This window comes from Agrobacterium sp. 33MFTa1.1 (assembly GCF_004328495.1).
Classification (GTDB): Bacteria; Pseudomonadota; Alphaproteobacteria; order Rhizobiales; family Rhizobiaceae; genus Agrobacterium; species Agrobacterium pusense.
The window spans coordinates 120,919-136,017 of the sequence record NZ_CP036359.1 but is presented as its reverse complement, the minus strand read 5'-3'; the positions used below and the strand labels follow the sequence as shown (position 1 = coordinate 136,017).

General features: G+C 60.4%; 16 protein-coding genes. 12 read left to right on the top strand and 4 right to left on the bottom strand.

The genetic code is table 11. The features are described 5' to 3' along the window. The first annotated feature begins 33 nt into the window (after nt 1-33). Nucleotides 34-1,266 carry a M24 family metallopeptidase gene (locus EYD00_RS14475; RefSeq protein ID WP_034496629.1) on the top strand — a complete coding sequence of 411 codons (1,233 nt, stop codon included), beginning with the start codon at nt 34-36 and terminating at the stop codon, nt 1,264-1,266. 8 nt (nt 1,267-1,274) lie between these two features. On the opposite strand, the gene EYD00_RS14470 is transcribed toward EYD00_RS14475, so the two are convergent. The 3 genes from EYD00_RS14470 to EYD00_RS14460 all read right to left on the bottom strand — a co-directional run bounded on the left by EYD00_RS14470 (nt 1,275) and on the right by EYD00_RS14460 (nt 3,272). Further along, nucleotides 1,275-1,592, bottom strand: coding sequence for a cupin domain-containing protein (locus EYD00_RS14470; RefSeq protein WP_006700391.1), 318 nt, complete (start codon nt 1,590-1,592; stop codon nt 1,275-1,277). Between the two features lie 37 nt (nt 1,593-1,629). Beyond that, a complete protein-coding gene (locus tag EYD00_RS14465) occupies nt 1,630-2,367 on the bottom strand; it encodes a FadR/GntR family transcriptional regulator (RefSeq protein WP_004444990.1) in 738 nt (245 codons plus the stop codon). A gap of 107 nt (nt 2,368-2,474) precedes the next feature. Beyond that, nucleotides 2,475-3,272, bottom strand: a complete 798-nt coding sequence (locus tag EYD00_RS14460) for an NAD-dependent epimerase/dehydratase family protein (protein WP_034496625.1) — start codon at nt 3,270-3,272, stop codon at nt 2,475-2,477. Nucleotides 3,273-3,409: 137 nt separating this feature from the next. On the opposite strand from EYD00_RS14460, the gene kduI reads away from it, so the two are divergent. The 8 genes from kduI (at nt 3,410) to EYD00_RS14420 (ending at nt 11,028) form a co-directional block, all read left to right on the top strand. After that, nucleotides 3,410-4,234: a 5-dehydro-4-deoxy-D-glucuronate isomerase gene (gene kduI, locus EYD00_RS14455; RefSeq protein ID WP_034496623.1), complete on the top strand. Its 825-nt coding sequence runs from the start codon at nt 3,410-3,412 to the stop codon at nt 4,232-4,234. After that, on the top strand, nt 4,231-4,974 hold the full coding sequence (gene kduD / locus EYD00_RS14450) for a 2-dehydro-3-deoxy-D-gluconate 5-dehydrogenase KduD (RefSeq protein WP_034496620.1): 744 nt from the start codon (nt 4,231-4,233) through the stop codon (nt 4,972-4,974). The genes kduI and kduD overlap by 4 nt, the downstream gene beginning before the upstream one ends. A 112-nt stretch (nt 4,975-5,086) precedes the next feature. After that, nucleotides 5,087-5,998 (top strand): 5-dehydro-4-deoxyglucarate dehydratase, encoded by a 912-nt coding sequence (gene kdgD / locus EYD00_RS14445; RefSeq protein ID WP_004444985.1) that lies wholly within the window; start codon nt 5,087-5,089, stop codon nt 5,996-5,998. Between the two features lie 23 nt (nt 5,999-6,021). Further along, nucleotides 6,022-7,158 (top strand): D-galactarolactone cycloisomerase, encoded by a 1,137-nt coding sequence (locus tag EYD00_RS14440; RefSeq protein ID WP_004444983.1) that lies wholly within the window; start codon nt 6,022-6,024, stop codon nt 7,156-7,158. Then, entirely contained in the window at nt 7,155-8,033 is an 879-nt protein-coding gene (locus tag EYD00_RS14435) for a D-galactarolactone isomerase (RefSeq protein WP_081859419.1), read from the top strand. Before EYD00_RS14440 ends, EYD00_RS14435 begins: the two co-directional genes overlap by 4 nt. Before the next feature lie 144 nt (nt 8,034-8,177). Next, complete coding sequence (locus tag EYD00_RS14430) at nt 8,178-9,155, top strand: TRAP transporter substrate-binding protein (protein ID WP_034497550.1); 978 nt, start codon at nt 8,178-8,180, stop codon at nt 9,153-9,155. A 70-nt stretch (nt 9,156-9,225) separates the two neighbouring features. Continuing rightward, nucleotides 9,226-9,747 (top strand): TRAP transporter small permease, encoded by a 522-nt coding sequence (locus tag EYD00_RS14425; RefSeq protein WP_022562649.1) that lies wholly within the window; start codon nt 9,226-9,228, stop codon nt 9,745-9,747. Further along, the gene (locus tag EYD00_RS14420) at nt 9,748-11,028 is read left to right on the top strand and encodes a TRAP transporter large permease (RefSeq protein WP_034496618.1); all 1,281 of its coding nucleotides are present in this window, start codon (nt 9,748-9,750) and stop codon (nt 11,026-11,028) included. A gap of 30 nt (nt 11,029-11,058) precedes the next feature. Here EYD00_RS14420 and EYD00_RS14415 read toward each other — a convergent pair whose 3' ends face one another. Next, nucleotides 11,059-11,985 carry a helix-turn-helix domain-containing protein gene (locus tag EYD00_RS14415; RefSeq protein ID WP_004444978.1) on the bottom strand — a complete coding sequence of 309 codons (927 nt, stop codon included), beginning with the start codon at nt 11,983-11,985 and terminating at the stop codon, nt 11,059-11,061. A 212-nt stretch (nt 11,986-12,197) separates the two neighbouring features. Here EYD00_RS14415 and EYD00_RS14410 point away from each other — a divergent pair, with 212 nt between their 5' ends. From EYD00_RS14410 to EYD00_RS14400, 3 genes are read left to right on the top strand one after another with little or no spacing between them, the layout of a single operon-like run. Continuing rightward, nucleotides 12,198-13,079 (top strand): carbohydrate ABC transporter permease, encoded by an 882-nt coding sequence (locus EYD00_RS14410; RefSeq protein ID WP_034496616.1) that lies wholly within the window; start codon nt 12,198-12,200, stop codon nt 13,077-13,079. A 4-nt stretch (nt 13,080-13,083) separates the two neighbouring features. Further along, nucleotides 13,084-13,968 (top strand): carbohydrate ABC transporter permease, encoded by an 885-nt coding sequence (locus EYD00_RS14405; protein ID WP_004444975.1) that lies wholly within the window; start codon nt 13,084-13,086, stop codon nt 13,966-13,968. Nucleotides 13,969-13,970: 2 nt separating this feature from the next. Then, nucleotides 13,971-15,071: an ABC transporter ATP-binding protein gene (locus tag EYD00_RS14400; RefSeq protein ID WP_034496613.1), complete on the top strand. Its 1,101-nt coding sequence runs from the start codon at nt 13,971-13,973 to the stop codon at nt 15,069-15,071. Nucleotides 15,072-15,099: the final 28 nt, after the last annotated feature.

The following is a 15,099-nucleotide window of genomic DNA, read 5'->3' as shown; positions in this document are numbered from 1 at the left end:
CAAACCTGCAGCCAAACAATCACCGGAGTTCCCATGAGTGATATCGACCGAGGCCGCGCCCAGCAGCTGATGCGGGAGGCGGAGATTGATGCGCTGGTACTGTTCCAGCCCGAGGCCTTTCGTTATGCGGTTGGTGCGCCTGCCGGTGTTGCGACCATGTGGGGCAAAGCGGGTTCCGCAATTGCGCTGGTGCCTGCCGATGCCGGGGCAGGGCTGGCCGCCGTCGTCAGTGATCATGCCGCGCCGATCATCAGGAGGGCGGCACCTGATATCGATCTGCGCTGCCATCGCATCTGGATCGATTTGGTCGATCTTTCGGGTGTGGAAACCATCGCGCAGGTGGATGATGGCTATCGCCGCAACAATTCTGGCGGGGCGCGGCCAGAGACATTTGATCGTACCGCCTGCTTCGGCCTGCTCTCCGATCTGCTGCGGGAGCGCGGACTGTCCGCGGCGCGCATCGGTGCCGACCTTGAATTCATGCCCGCCGCCGATTTTTTCGCCCTGCGTCAGGCGCTGCCCGAGGTGAACTGGGTTGATGGTTCGACGGTGCTGAAACGTCTGAGGGCGGTGAAATCCCAACGCGAGATCAAACTTCTCAGGCAGGCGTCAGCCGCAGCCGAGGCGGGGCTGGTCGAGATGGCAGCCGCCGTCCGACCGGGGGCGGCCCTTGGTCAACTCTCCGCCGCCTGGAAATCCGGCGCGCAGGCATATGCCGCGAAATCCGGTTTTTCGTTGAGCGGGCATTGGGACTTCATTTCGGTCGGCCCGGCTTTGTCGGATATGACGGCAGCGGTCGCGTCGGGTGCGCTGATCAAGGCCGATGTGGGCACGCTGGTGGACGGTTATTCTTCGGATGGCGCGCGGACTTTTTCATGGGGGCCGGTTTCGCCTTTGGCGGGCGATATCTTCAAGGCTCTGGAAGCGGCCTTCGCCCGCGGGCTGGACGCGCTCCGCCCGGGCAATACATTCGGTGCAGTGCACGCCGCCATGCTGGCCTCGATGCGCAAGGACGGCTTCGGTGAATATTATCGTGGCCACTTCGGCCACTCCGTTGGTGGCAGCGTGGGTATCGAGGAATGGCCGTTCTTCTCCCACGACAATCCGGAAATCATTCTTCCCGGCATGGTCGTCGCGCTCGAAGCGCCGTTTTATGGGGAAGGCGTGGGTGCGTTGATGATCGAGGACCAGTTCCTCGTCACCGCATCGGGCGCAGAGTGCATGAACAGCCTGCCACGCACCCTGCGGGATTTATCTGCGGACTGATCGCCGGATCAGAGGAAATCGTCGCGGCGCGGCGTGAAGCAGTCGATCAGTTCGCCCTCTTCCAGACACAGGCAGCCATGCTCGATATGGCCGGGAATGACGAGGCTATCGCCCTTCTTGAGGTCGTAGGCCTCGCCATCACGGTAAAAGCGGAAGCTGCCGCTGGCGACATAGGTCGATTGTACATGCGGATGGCTGTGCAGCTTGCCTTCCGCGCCGGTCTTGAAACGGAACGATACCACCATCAGTTCGGGCGCTTCGGAAAGCACGGTGCGTTCTACGCCATCGTCGGGCGAAACAGTGGGGAAGGTCGGAAGCTGCTGCATATCTTTCTCCTCAGTCAATGCGGTTCAGGCGGCAATCTCAGCGCGGTGCGCGCAACATCGCGCGGTATCGCATCTGGCTGCTTTTCAGGTGGTTGCGCATGGCGCTTCGCGCCGCCTCCTCGTCGCCGTCCTGTATCGCGATCAGTATCGCCTCGTGCTCTCCCACCAGACGGCTGAGATCAGCGGGCGAAAGCACGGTCTCGGAGCCGTTTTCGGCCACGGCGCGGCGGGGAATGACGGTCGGGCCGAGCACCTGCAGAAACTCGCTGAAGCGGGGATTGTTGGTCGCTTCGGCAACGGCCAGATGGAAGGCGAAATCGGCCTCGGCCGTCGGGCTGCCCTTGGCGGCGCTGGCGCGGAAGGCGTCGAAGGCCTCGATGATCTTTTCTTCCTGCGCCGGCGAACGGCGGATCGCAGCAAGGCCCGCGGCATCGCCTTCCACCGCGGTGCGCAGTTCCAGCATTTCGATCAGCGAGGAGACGCGGGCCAGATCGACATTATGGAAAGGCCGCCGTTCGACCGGGGCGGGCTCCAATACGAAGACACCGGCGCCCTGACGCGGTTCGACGAGACCGTCTGAGCGCAGGGAGGCAATCGCCTCGCGCACAACGGTTCGGCTCACGCCGAATTCCTGTGTCATCTGCGCTTCCGATGGCAGGCGGTCGCCAGTCTTGTAGCGGCCCTTGGCGATCTGGCTGCGGAGTTCCTCCGAAACCTTCACCACAAGCGTTTTGGCCTGTGGCGCTGCCGGTTCGGAGGTCGTCGTTCTTGTCATCTTCGTCGCCGTTCTAAAAATATCGGTTGCGTCTACCGGTCCTCGATACGTTATTCGCGGCCCGGCTTGCAATCCCACCGCCTGCCGGGAACGTTCCCTGCCGCATTTCACGTTGCCTTGAAGATCGGGTTGTCGACGAAAACACCGCCCTGAAACCGCACCATGGCATCGCCCGGGTCGGGTTTCGGCGTTGTCTCGGCAATGTGCCGCCGGAAGGCCTCCGCATTGTCTTTGGGTTTCCATCCGAGAAAACCGAGATGCGAATTATCCCACCAGCCGGCATCATTGGCAGACGCGCCCCAGACAACGGGGCAGCCGAGGATCGGTGCGCGAAATACCGCTTCGATCAGCGATACGAAATCGTCGTGCGAGAACCAGGTGGACAACATGCGATAATTGGTGGGTTCCGGGGTGCAGGAGCCGATGCGCACAAGCGCCGTCTCCTGCCCGAACTTCTCGAAATACATGCGGGCCAGGTTTTCGCCAAAACACTTGGAGACGCCGTAAAGCCCGTCCGGTCGGAAGGGGGCGTCGGGGCCAAGACGCTCCGTCTGGGGATAATAACCGATCGTGTGGTTGGAACTGGCAAAAACGATCCGCGGCTGTCCATGGGCGCGGGCGGCTTCATAGAGATTATAAAGCCCGATGATGTTGCCTTGAACGATTTGTTCGAACGGCTTTTCCACCGATATGCCGCCAAGGTGGATAATCCCGTCGCAACCGGCGACCATGGCATCAACGGCATTTGCGTCCGCCAGGTCGCACTGCACGCATTCCTCGTTCGGGCCTGCCGGGTCTAGCGGAGCAAGATCGGCGATGCGCAATATCTCGGCCACCGGTGCGAGGCGTTCGCGCATGACGCGGCCCAGCTGGCCTGCCGCACCGGTAACAAGAAGCCGTTTCATCGCAATTCTCCATCAGCATTATACGTCATCGACGCAGTCAGATATGGCAGCGCCTCTTGACCTTGTCATACAGATCGTACAAAAAGCGGATAACATATATTATGTGCCATACGCAACAATCATGAAGGATGAGTTTGATGCTGACCGTCGAAAAAAGGCAGGCCGTGAACCCGGAATATGCAAAAACGCTGGATACCGAAGGTCTCCGCCGGCATTTCCTCGCCAGCGACATGTTCCGTTCCGGTGAAATCAGGCTGATCTACACCCATTACGACCGCTTCGTGATGGGCGGCGCCGTGCCTGACGGAAAGCCGCTGACGCTCGACAAGGTGGAGGAAACCAGGACACCTTCCTTCCTCGATCGGCGTGAAATGGGCATCGTCAACATCGGTGAGGCGGGCACGGTCAGCGCCGGCGGCGAAACCTACACGCTGAACCGCGGTGACGTGCTTTATCTCGGTGCCGGCAGCGGCGCGGTGACCTTCGACGGCGCCGGGCGATTCTACATCACCTCGTGCCCGGCGCATCGCAGCCTACCGGCGAAGCTGGTGACGCTGGCGAACAGCAAGGAGGTCAAGCTTGGTGCAACCGAAACCTCCAACAAGCGCACCATCAACCAGTTCATCCATCCGCTGGTCATGGAAAGCTGCCAGCTGGTGCTGGGATATACGACACTGGAGGACGGCTCGGTCTGGAACACCATTCCCTCGCATATTCATGATCGCCGCATGGAGGCCTATCTCTATTTCGGCATGGATGAAAAGTCGCGGGTGCTGCACCTGATGGGCGAGCCGCAGGAGACCCGGCACCTGTTCATTTCAAATGAAGAAGGCGCGATATCCCCGCCCTGGTCCATTCATTCCGGTGCGGGCATCGGCTCCTACACCTTCATCTGGGCCATGGCCGGCGACAATGTCGACTATACCGACATGGACTTCATTCAGCCGGGAGACCTGAAATGAGGAACCCCTTTTCGCTTCAGGGGCGCAAGGCGCTCGTCACCGGCGCGAATACGGGGCTCGGCCAGGCGATTGCGGTGGGTCTCGCCGCTGCCGGCGCGGACGTCGTCTGCGCCGCCCGTCGTGCGCCGGATGAAACGCTTGCCATCATCGCGAGTGACGGCGGCAAGGCCAGCGCATTGTCTATCGACTTTGCCGATCCGCTGGCGGCAAAAGACAGTTTTGCCGGTGCCGGTTTCGACATTCTCGTCAACAATGCCGGCATCATCCGCCGTGCCGATTCCGTTGAATTTTCCGAGCTGGACTGGGACGAGGTGATGGACGTCAACCTCAAGGCGCTGTTTTTCACCACGCAGGCCTTTGCAAAGGAGCTGCTGGCGAACGGCCGCCCCGGCAAGGTCGTCAATATCGCCTCGCTCCTGTCGTTCCAGGGGGGTATTCGTGTGCCGTCCTATACGGCTGCAAAACATGGCGTCGCCGGTCTCACCAAGCTTCTGGCAAATGAGTGGGCGGCGAAGGGCATCAATGTGAATGCGATTGCGCCGGGTTACATCGAAACAAACAATACGGAGGCGCTGCGCGCGGATGCGGCCCGCAACAGGGCCATTCTCGAGCGCATTCCGGCTGGCCGCTGGGGTCATTCAGACGATATAGCCGGGGCGGCGGTTTTCCTTGCTTCGCCGGCGGCGGATTATGTGCATGGCGCCATTCTCAATGTCGATGGCGGCTGGCTGGCGCGCTGAGCCGCGCCCGCCTGCAAAATTCATCATATAACTTGTATGATGAATTGTTGACAAATATACGGCAAGTGGTTTAGGTGACTTTCAGTCATTGAACTTCAAAGGAATACCAATCATGAACCCTGAACAAATCAAAACGGCTCTCGGCTCCGGCCTTCTGTCTTTCCCGGTCACCCATTTCGATTCCGAGGGCCGTTTCGCTGCCGACAGCTACAGGGCCCATGTCGAATGGCTTGCCGGTTACAAGGCGCCGGTGCTGTTTGCCGCAGGCGGCACCGGCGAGTTCTTTTCGCTGAAGCCCGATGAGATTCCGACGATCGTTTCCGCCGCCAAGGAAGTCGCCGGCGAAACCGCCATCGTTTCCGGCTGCGGTTACGGCACTGAAATTGCGGTCGATATCGCCCGCTCCGTCGAAAAGGTCGGCGCCGATGGCATCCTGCTTCTGCCGCATTACCTCATCGATGCGCCGCAGGAAGGGCTTTACGCCCATATCAAGAAGGTGTGTCAGTCGGTCGGCATCGGTGTCATGGTCTATAACCGTGACAACTCGGTTCTTCAGGCCGATACGCTGGCGCGGCTGTGCGACGAGTGCCCGAACCTTGTCGGCTTCAAGGACGGCACCGGCGATATCGGCCTCGTTCGCCAGATCACCGCCAAGATGGGGGACCGCCTGATGTATCTCGGCGGAATGCCAACCGCGGAACTGTTCGCCGAAGCCTATCTCGGCGCCGGTTTCACTACCTATTCCTCGGCCGTATTCAACTTCGTGCCCGGCCTTGCCAACGAGTTCTACGCAGCGCTGCGCGCCGGGGAGCGTGCCACCTGCGAGCGCATTCTTGTCGATTTCTTCTATCCATTCATGGCGATCCGCAACCGCGCCAAGGGTTATGCCGTCTCCGCCATCAAGGCCGGCGTCCGCCTGCAGGGCTTCGATGCCGGTCCGGTGCGTGCGCCGCTGAAGGACCTGACCAATGAGGAAATCGGCATGCTCGAAGCCCTGATTGGCACGCACAAGCGCAAGGCCTGAGGACGCTTAATGGGAGGGGAGCCATGAAGATCACGGCAGTGCGCACGCATCTGCTCGAACATCGTCTGGACACGCCGTTCGAAAGCGCCTCCATGCGTTTCGACCGGCGGGCCCATGTTCTGGTGGAAATCGAATGCGACGACGGGACCGTCGGCTGGGGCGAATGCCTCGGCCCGGCGCGGCCGAACGCCGCCGTGGTCCAGGCCTATTCCGGCTGGCTTATCGGCCAGGACCCTCGCCAGACCGAAAAGATCTGGGCCGTGCTTTATAATGCCCTGCGCGATCAGGGCCAGCGCGGCCTCAGTCTTACGGCCCTGTCCGGCATCGATATCGCGTTGTGGGACATCAAGGGCAAGCATTACGGTGCTTCCATCTCGATGCTGCTCGGCGGGCGCTGGCGCGAGAGCGTGCGCGCCTATGCCACCGGCAGCTTCAAGCGTGATGGTGTCGACCGCGTTTCAGACAATGCGTCCGAAATGGCGGAGCGCCGCGCTGACGGCTTCCACGCCTGCAAGATCAAGATCGGCTTCGGCATCGAGGAGGACCTCAGGGTCATAGCCGCGGTTCGAGAGGCGATCGGGCCTGACATGCGGCTGATGATCGATGCCAATCACGGTTATACGGTCACCGAAGCCGTCACGCTTGGCAACCGCGCCGCCGACTATGGCATCGACTGGTTTGAGGAGCCGGTGGTTCCCGAACAGCTCGATGCCTATCAGCGTGTACGGGCAGGGCAGCCGATCCCGGTTGCGGGCGGCGAGACCTGGCACGGGCGTCACGGCATGTGGCAGGCGCTTTCCGCCGGTGCCGTGGATATTCTCCAGCCCGATCTCTGCGGATGCGGCGGTTTTTCAGAAACGCAGAAGATTGCCACGCTTGCCACGCTGCACGGCGTGCGCATCGTGCCGCATGTCTGGGGCACCGGCGTACAGATCGCCGCCGCGCTGCAATTCATGGCGGCGATGACGCCTGATCCGGTGCGGGTCAATCCCATCGAACCGATCATGGAATTTGACCGCACCCATAATCCGTTCCGTCAGGCGGTTCTCAGTGAACCTCTCGAAGCGGTGAACGGTATCGTCGCCATTCCCGATGGCCCCGGTCTCGGCATCGAGATCAACCGGGATGCACTCGTTGAATTCAGGATGCCAGACCCATGAGTGAACTCGTCAGAAAGCTGAGCGGCACCGCGCCGAGACCCGCTTTCCCGAAAGGCGCGGTCGATACGCAGATGCACATGTATCTGCCCGGATATCCCGCCTTGCCGGGTGGCCCCGGCCTTCCGCCGGGCGCCCTGCCGGGACCGGAGGATTATCGTCGCCTCATGCAATGGCTCGGCATAGACCGGGTCATCATCACGCAGGGCAATGCCCATCAGCGAGACAATGACAATACGCTGACCTGTGTTGCCGAGATGGGCGAGGCGGCGCGCGCGGTCGTCATCATCGATGCCACCACGAGCGAAAAGGACATGGAGAAGCTTGCCGCCGCGGGTGCGGTCGGCGCGCGTATCATGGATTTGCCGGGTGGCGCTGTGAACCTTTCCGAACTGGAAGCGGTGGACGAGCGGGCGCATGCGGCCGACTGGATGGTGGCGGTGCAGTTCGACGGAAACGGTCTTCTCGACCATCTGCCGCGTCTTCAGAAAATCCGCTCGCGCTGGGTGTTCGATCATCACGGCAAGTTCTTCAAGGGCATCAAAACCGACGGGCCGGAAATGGCGGCGCTTCTGAAACTCATCGACGGCGGCAATCTGTGGTTCAAATTCGCCGGCGTTTATGAAAGCTCCCGCGAAAGCTGGCCGTACGAGGATGTCGCCGCCTTTTCGCGGGTGATCGCGGCGCATGCGCCGGAACGCATCGTCTGGGGCACCAACTGGCCGCATAATTCCGTGCGCGAGACGGCTGCCTATCCTGATGATGCCCGCCTTGCGGAACTGACGCTCGGCTGGCTGCCGGATGAGGCGGCGCGTCATCGGGCGCTGGTCGAAAACCCCGAAGAGCTGTTCAAGCTGTCGCCGGTCAAGGCGGCCTAATTTGATCCGGGATGGTTGGGGAAGGGAGGCCCCGTCATCCTTTTCACATGAAAGGTCTTTGCATGCCGGCCCGGATGGGCGTGAAAAAATCGGCCCGACAAGCCTTGGAGGGGCTGGGCCGTTTCAACAATGGAGGAGGAAAGCATGAAAAAGATTGCAAGCATGATGTGCGTCGCGATGGGGATCGCGCTGTCAGGCGTTTCCGCCATGGCGCAGGAAATCACCCTGCGTTCGGCCGATATTCATCCGGACGGTTATCCCACAGTCGAAGCCGTGAAATATATGGGCGAGCTTCTGGCCGAGCGGACCAATGGCCGTATCAAGATACAGGTCATGAACAATTCCGTTCTTGGCGGCGAAAAGGACACCATCGAGCAGACCCGCTTCGGCGTCATCGACATGAACCGCGTCAATGCCGCGCCTTTCAACAATCTTGTCAAGGAAACCACCGTTCTTGGTCTGCCTTTCCTGTTCCGCTCGACGGAGCACATGCACAATACGGTCGACGGTCCGATTGGTGATGAGGTTCTGGCTGCCTTCGAACCGCACGGTCTCGTCGGTCTCGCCTTTTACGATTCCGGCGCCCGATCCTTCTACACCACCAAAAAGCCCATCGAAAAACTGGCGGATCTGAAGGGGCTCAAAATCCGCGTGCAGCAGTCGGACCTGTGGATTTCGATGATGCAGGCCTTCGGCGCCAACCCGACGCCGATGCCGATGGGCGAGGTCTATTCCTCACTGGAAACCGGTGTCGTCGACGGTGCCGAAAACAACTGGCCATCCTACGAATCCGCCCGTCACTACGAGGTGGCGAAGAACTACTCCCTGACGGAGCATTCTCTGAACCCGGAAATCCTCGTCATTTCGAAGATCTCCTATGACAAGCTCTCCCCGGAAGACCAGAAGCTGCTGCGCCAGGCGGCCAAGGATTCAGTCGGCAAGATGCGCGAACTGTGGAGCGCCCGCGAAAAGGCATCGGAAGAAAAGGTCCGGGCCGGCGGGGTCAATGTCATCAAGGTCAACAAGGAGGAATTCGCTGCCGCGATGGGGCCGGTCTACGACAAGTTCGTCACCGATCCGAAGATGAAGGACCTTCTGGAACGGGTGAAAGCGGTCAAGTAACGCGTGGGAAACCGGCCTTGGAAACAGGGCCGGTTTTCTTTCGTCGCCGTTGATGCGGGAGGAACAGACAATGCGACACTTCATGCGGGCCATCCGCCCTTTTCTCGGCGCGCTTAGCCACGCGTCGCTTTATATTGCCGGTATCGGCATGATCGCCATGACGCTTATCGTCGGCTGGCAGGTCTTTGCGCGGTACATTCTCAACGATTCACCCAGCTGGTCTGAGCCGCTGTCGCTGCATCTCATGTCGTGGTTCATCATGCTTGGCGCCGCCGTCGGCGTGCGCGAGAGCGTGCATCTGGGGCTCGATATTCTGCGCTACATGATGCCGCCGCGTGTGCAGAAGGGCATGGACCTGACAAGCCTTGCGCTGATCTTCTTCTTCGGTGCCGGCATGGCCTGGTATGGCACCTCGCTTGCCATGGGGACATGGACGGCGACGATTCCTGTTCTCGGCTGGCCGGGCGGGACGGATTTCTTTCCGCTGATCGGCGGCGGTTTCCTTATCGCGCTGTTTGCTGCCGAACGTTTCGTCGATCTTTCCATCGGCGAGGAAATCGCCGCAGACGTGATCGTGCAGGAGGCCGCATAAATGGCTTACACCATTCTCTTCGGGGTGTTCACCCTGCTGATGCTGATCGGAACGCCGATCGCGTTCTGTCTCGGCATCGCGTCCTTCGCCACGGTTCTTTATCTCGGCCTGCCGCCCATCGTGGTGTTCCAGCAGATGAATTCCGGCATGAATGTCTTCGCGATGATGGCGATACCGTTCTTCATCTTCGCCGGTGACCTGATGGTGCGCGGCGGCATCGCCCACCGCCTCATCCGCTTCGCGGCAGGCCTCGTGGGACACCTGCGCGGCGGTCTTGGTCAGGTCAACATCGTGGCTTCGACACTGTTCGGCGGCATTTCCGGCTCGGCCGTGGCCGATGCCTCTGCGGTGGGCGGGCTGATGATACCGCAGATGGCAAAACGCGGTTACGACAGGGATTACGCCGTCAATGTCACCGTCAACGCCGCCATCATTGCGCTGATGATCCCGCCCTCGCACAACATGATCCTCTATTCCATCGCGGCGGGCGGCAATGTCTCTGTGGCCGATCTCTTCACCGCCGGTATCATTCCGGGCCTGTTGCTTGCAGCAGCGCTGATGGTGACGGCCTATATCGTCGCCCGGCGCAAGGGCTATCCGTCCGAGCCTTTCCCCGGTTTCTCGAAGCTGATGTATTATCTGCTGGCGTCTTTCCCCGGCATCCTGCTGATCGGCATCATCTTCGGCGGCGTGCGTTCGGGCATCTTCACCGCGACGGAGAGTTCCTGCATCGCCGTGCTCTATGCCTTCCTCGTCGCCGTGCTGGTCTATCGCGAACTCAACTGGGACGGCTTCGTGGAAGCGGTGATGGGTGCTGTCCGCACCACGGCCATGGTGCTGCTGGTCATCGGCACGGCGGCGTCCTTCGGCTGGCTGATGGCCTTTCTGCAGGTGCAGACGTTGATGATTGCCGCAATCAGCGCGATTTCGGACAACCCGATCATCGTGCTGCTTGTCATCAACATCATCCTGCTGCTGCTCGGCACCTTCATGGACATGGCGCCGATGGTCATCATTTCCACGCCGGTGCTTCTGCCTGTCGTAAAGGCCTTCGGCATCGACCCCGTGCATTTCGGCGTGGTGATGATCCTGAACGCCGGCATTGGTCTCAATACGCCGCCGGTCGGAACGGTGCTCTTCGTCGGCTGCGCGGTGGGCGGCATATCGATACGGGAGGCGATGCGGACGATCTGGCCGTTCTTCGGCGCCAGCATCGCGGTGCTGCTTGCTGTCACCTATATTCCGTCACTATCCCTGTGGTTGCCGTCACTGTTCCGGTAATTCCAGCGCTTTTCAAACGAGGAGGCCCCGTTATGCCGGGGCCTTTTCCGTTTCGTCGGCAAGCAGCCTTTGCTGCTCATGCTCGTCAAATGCCATCAGGTTGCCGTGCCGGCTGCGGCGTATTCGGTTCATATGGTCACGCGGGCTTAATCCCAATGTCCGCTTGAACATGCGCGAGAAATAATAGGGGTCGCCATAACCCACCTCGGCCGCCGCTGCCGAGACCGAAAGTCCGGCCTCGAGAAAATGCATGGCGCGTTCCATGCGTTTGAACTCCTGATATTTGCGCGGCGTCCGTCCCACCCGCTTCTGGAATTCCCGCAGGAAATAATCGCGATTATAGGGCGCCGCATCGGTGGCCCGCCCGGCAATGTCGGGGTCCAACGGATTGGCGGAAATCATCGTGATCGCCTTCATCACCGCAAGGTCGAGGCCTTCCGTACCCTCCGGCTGAAAACTCGGGCGGTCGACCCAGCCCAGAAACGCGTCATCGATGAAGGCGATCAGAAGCACCATGAAGAGATGATGTTGACCCAGAGTGACGGAGGAAGGAGGCGCGCTCTGCCGGTAGTGGCGCACCAGCGGCTCCAGAAGCGACCAGCGGCTCAGCCGCAGTTTCGGTTTCAGGTCCATCTGCGCGATCAGGTTGTGGCGGCCGTAAATATCGAGCGTGAAATGCTGCGCCACGCCGCGATAGGTCACGGCCTGCTCGTTCCACCCGACAAAGCGTTGCCCTCGGAAAATAAGCATGGCGTCACCGGGCTCGAGTACCCTTGCTTCGCCATCAACGAGATAGTGCCCGCGCCCCTCCAGGCAGATGATGAGATCGTCCACCGGATTGGATTTGTCGATCTGCCAGGTGCGCGAATGCTCCATTTTGATCGTCGCGCGCGTCAGGTTGAGGTTGAGCGCCGCAGGCGGAACGGATGACAGGATGCCACCTTCGATTTCGTCCATCTTTTTCCTCGTCTTTGTTAATTCACCTTGGCGCTGAAATTTGGTTTTGTCACCGCATAAATTGCTTTTACGCGCCGTATCAATGAGGGAGGAGATCGGTCGCGGCTAGGAAATACGCATTATTGCGCCTGCCGCTGGCCGTTCCGGGAGAATCACTTGTACGAAATTGTATTCTGTCAGTCGCGTTCCGCCGGGACGCGGGGAGGAGCATCATGAAATCTCAGCGCTTCCTGGGGCTGGGATATCTGACGCCTTACATCATCGGGCTTTTGATCTTCACGGCCATTCCGTTCCTTGGCTCGCTCTATCTCAGTTTCACCCGTTACGACTTGATGAGCGATCCCAGCTGGGCAGGGCTTGCCAATTACGAGCGGCTGTTCACCCGCGACCGCACCTTCATGAAATCCCTGAACGTCACCCTGTTCTACGTGTTTCTGACGGTGCCGCTGAAGCTTGCCTTTGCGCTGTTCATCGCGGCAATACTCAATTACAAGCTGCAATTCATCAACTTTTTCCGCACTGCCTTTTACGTGCCGTCCATCCTCGGCGGTTCGATCGCGATTGCGGTTCTGTGGCGCTATATCTTCGCCAGCGAAGGCCTTGCCAATATGGCGCTTGCCGCCGTGGGGCTGTCGCCGGTGGACTGGTTCGGAGATCCGGGCAATGCGCTTTTCACCATCACGCTGCTGCGCTGCTGGCAGTTCGGCTCGGCCATGGTGATCTTCCTTGCGGCCCTGCAATCCATCGACAAATCGCTTTACGAAGCAGCCGCCATCGATGGTGCCGGCAAGGTCAGGACCTTCTTCTTCATCACCCTGCCGCTTCTGACGCCGGTGATCTTTTTCAACCTCATCATGCAGATGGTGCAGGCATTCCAGGAGTTCAACGGCCCTTACATCATCACCCAGGGCGGGCCGCTGAAGTCCACCTATCTCCTGCCTCTTTATATCTATGACGAGGCCTTCAAGAAGTTCAACATGGGCTATGCCTCCGCAATCGCCTGGGTGCTCTTCACCATCATCACCGTGCTGACCCTCGTGGCCTTCTGGTCCTCGAAGAAGTGGGTCTATTACGCCGGCGACAAGCGGAACTGATGCCATGACCGATATCGCAACCCTAAACGACATGCAGGCGGCCCGCCGGGCGCGGCTCAGGCTGCTTTCCACCTCGGTCCGCTACGTGCTTCTCTTCGCGGTCGGGCTCGTCATGCTCTACCCGCTGATCTGGCTGGTGGGCGCAAGCTTCAAGACCAATTCGGAAATTTTCTCCGGTGCCGGTTTCATCCCGGAAAACCCGACGCTGGATGGCTATATCCGCGGCTGGGAAACCTCGACGCCCTACACCTTTGGCCGGTTCTTCTGGAACTCGTTCCTGATCATCCTGCCGAAGGTCATCGGCACGGCGATTTCCTGCACCATGGCGGCCTATGCCTTCGCCCGCTTCGATTTTCCGCTGAAGAAGATCCTGTTCGGCTCGGTCATCGCCATTCTGCTGCTGCCCAATGTCGTCACCCGCATTCCGCAATATATCCTGTTTCGGGATCTCGGCTGGCTGGACAGTTTCCTGCCGCTCTGGGTGCCCTCGGCTTTCGCCGGTGATGCCTTCTTTGTCTTCATGCTGGTACAGTTCCTGCGCTCGCTGCCCTCGGACATGGAAGAGGCCGCCCGGGTGGACGGCGCCAACAGCCTGCAGACACTGGTCTACATCGTCGTACCGATGCTCGCGCCGGCGCTGATCTCGGTCTGCCTGTTCCAGTTCATGTGGACGATGAACGACTTTCTCGGGCCGCTGATCTACCTGTCCTCGGTCGACAAATATCCGGTGAGCCTGGCGCTCAAACTCTCCATCGACACCACCGAAGCCTTTGAATGGAACCGCATCCTGGCGATGTCGGTGCTGACGATCGCGCCTGCGCTGATCGTGTTCTTCGCGGCGCAACGGTATTTCATTGAAGGGATCTCGTCTGGCGGGGTCAAGGGCTGAAAATGGCAAGCGTTCAACTTAAAAATCTCGAAAAAGTCTATGGCGGCAGCTTCAAGGCGGTGCACGGCATCAATCTCGACGTCGAGGATGGCGAGTTCATGGTGTTCGTCGGCCCTTCGGGCTGCGCCAAATCCACGACGCTGCGCATGGTGGCGGGGCTGGAGGAAATCACCGGCGGTGAAATCCTGATCGGCGATCAGCGCGTCAACGATCTGCCGCCCGGCAAGCGCTCCATTGCCATGGTGTTCCAGAACTATGCGCTTTATCCGCATATGAAGGTGCGCGGCAATCTCGCCTTCGGCCTGAAGATCGCCGGTGTCGCCAAGCCGGAGATCGAGAAGGCCATCGACAATGTCGCGCGCATTCTGGAGATCGAGCCGCTGCTCGACCGTCTGCCGAAGCAGCTTTCCGGCGGGCAGGCGCAGCGTGTGGCGCTCGGCCGTGCGCTCATCAAGAAACCGGGTGTGTTTTTGTTCGATGAGCCGCTGTCCAATCTCGACGCCAAGCTGCGTGCTTCGATGCGGGTTCGCATTACCGATCTGCACCGGCAGTTGAAAGCGGAAGGCCTGTCATCGACTGTTATCTACGTCACCCATGACCAGACGGAGGCCATGACCATGGGTGACCGCATCTGCGTCATGCAGGCAGGTCGCATCATGCAGGTCGCGACGCCGAAGGAGCTTTACAACCATCCCGCCAATCTCTTCGTCGCCGGCTTCATCGGCACGCCGGAAATGAACCTCGTGGATGTGGCAATCGAGGGTACTGAATTCGTGATCGCCGGTCAGCGCCTGCCGATCGGCGCGCATCTGGAACAGCGACTATCGGCGAGACCCACGGACGCCGTCATCGGCATCCGTCCGCAGCATCTCTCATTGGCGGCGGCGACCGATGGTCCGGCGCTGCAGGCGAAACTCACCAATGCGGAGTTCATGGGCCACGAGGTCTATCTGCACGCCGATCTCGGCGGCCAGAAGGTCGTCAGCGTCGTTGGCGCGGCGGAATTCGAGGTGCTCGGCCGCGATGGTCTTCTGCGCCTGAAGCCGGACCCGGAGAAGCTGCATATTTTCGACAAGGCCGATGGGCGCAACGTTTCGCTGTGAGGAGCGGACGGGCGTGCCTGATTTTTCG

Excerpts from the sequence above, each read along its gene's own strand:
- EYD00_RS14435 (WP_081859419.1), top strand. The coding sequence starts at position 7,155 with ATGAGTGAACTCGTCAGAAAGCTGAGCGGCACCGCGCCGAGACCCGCT.
- EYD00_RS14440 (WP_004444983.1), top strand. The coding sequence starts at position 6,022 with ATGAAGATCACGGCAGTGCGCACGCATCTGCTCGAACATCGTCTGGAC.
- EYD00_RS14430 (WP_034497550.1), top strand. The coding sequence starts at position 8,178 with ATGAAAAAGATTGCAAGCATGATGTGCGTCGCGATGGGGATCGCGCTG.
- EYD00_RS14420 (WP_034496618.1), top strand. The coding sequence starts at position 9,748 with ATGGCTTACACCATTCTCTTCGGGGTGTTCACCCTGCTGATGCTGATC.
- EYD00_RS14410 (WP_034496616.1), top strand. The coding sequence starts at position 12,198 with ATGAAATCTCAGCGCTTCCTGGGGCTGGGATATCTGACGCCTTACATC.
- EYD00_RS14405 (WP_004444975.1), top strand. The coding sequence starts at position 13,084 with ATGACCGATATCGCAACCCTAAACGACATGCAGGCGGCCCGCCGGGCG.
- EYD00_RS14465 (WP_004444990.1), bottom strand. The coding sequence starts at position 2,367 with ATGACAAGAACGACGACCTCCGAACCGGCAGCGCCACAGGCCAAAACG.
- EYD00_RS14425 (WP_022562649.1), top strand. The coding sequence starts at position 9,226 with ATGCGACACTTCATGCGGGCCATCCGCCCTTTTCTCGGCGCGCTTAGC.
- EYD00_RS14400 (WP_034496613.1), top strand. The coding sequence starts at position 13,971 with ATGGCAAGCGTTCAACTTAAAAATCTCGAAAAAGTCTATGGCGGCAGC.
- kdgD (WP_004444985.1), top strand. The coding sequence starts at position 5,087 with ATGAACCCTGAACAAATCAAAACGGCTCTCGGCTCCGGCCTTCTGTCT.
- EYD00_RS14460 (WP_034496625.1), bottom strand. The coding sequence starts at position 3,272 with ATGAAACGGCTTCTTGTTACCGGTGCGGCAGGCCAGCTGGGCCGCGTC.
- EYD00_RS14470 (WP_006700391.1), bottom strand. The coding sequence starts at position 1,592 with ATGCAGCAGCTTCCGACCTTCCCCACTGTTTCGCCCGACGATGGCGTA.
- EYD00_RS14475 (WP_034496629.1), top strand. The coding sequence starts at position 34 with ATGAGTGATATCGACCGAGGCCGCGCCCAGCAGCTGATGCGGGAGGCG.
- EYD00_RS14415 (WP_004444978.1), bottom strand. The coding sequence starts at position 11,985 with ATGGACGAAATCGAAGGTGGCATCCTGTCATCCGTTCCGCCTGCGGCG.
- kduD (WP_034496620.1), top strand. The coding sequence starts at position 4,231 with ATGAGGAACCCCTTTTCGCTTCAGGGGCGCAAGGCGCTCGTCACCGGC.
- kduI (WP_034496623.1), top strand. The coding sequence starts at position 3,410 with ATGCTGACCGTCGAAAAAAGGCAGGCCGTGAACCCGGAATATGCAAAA.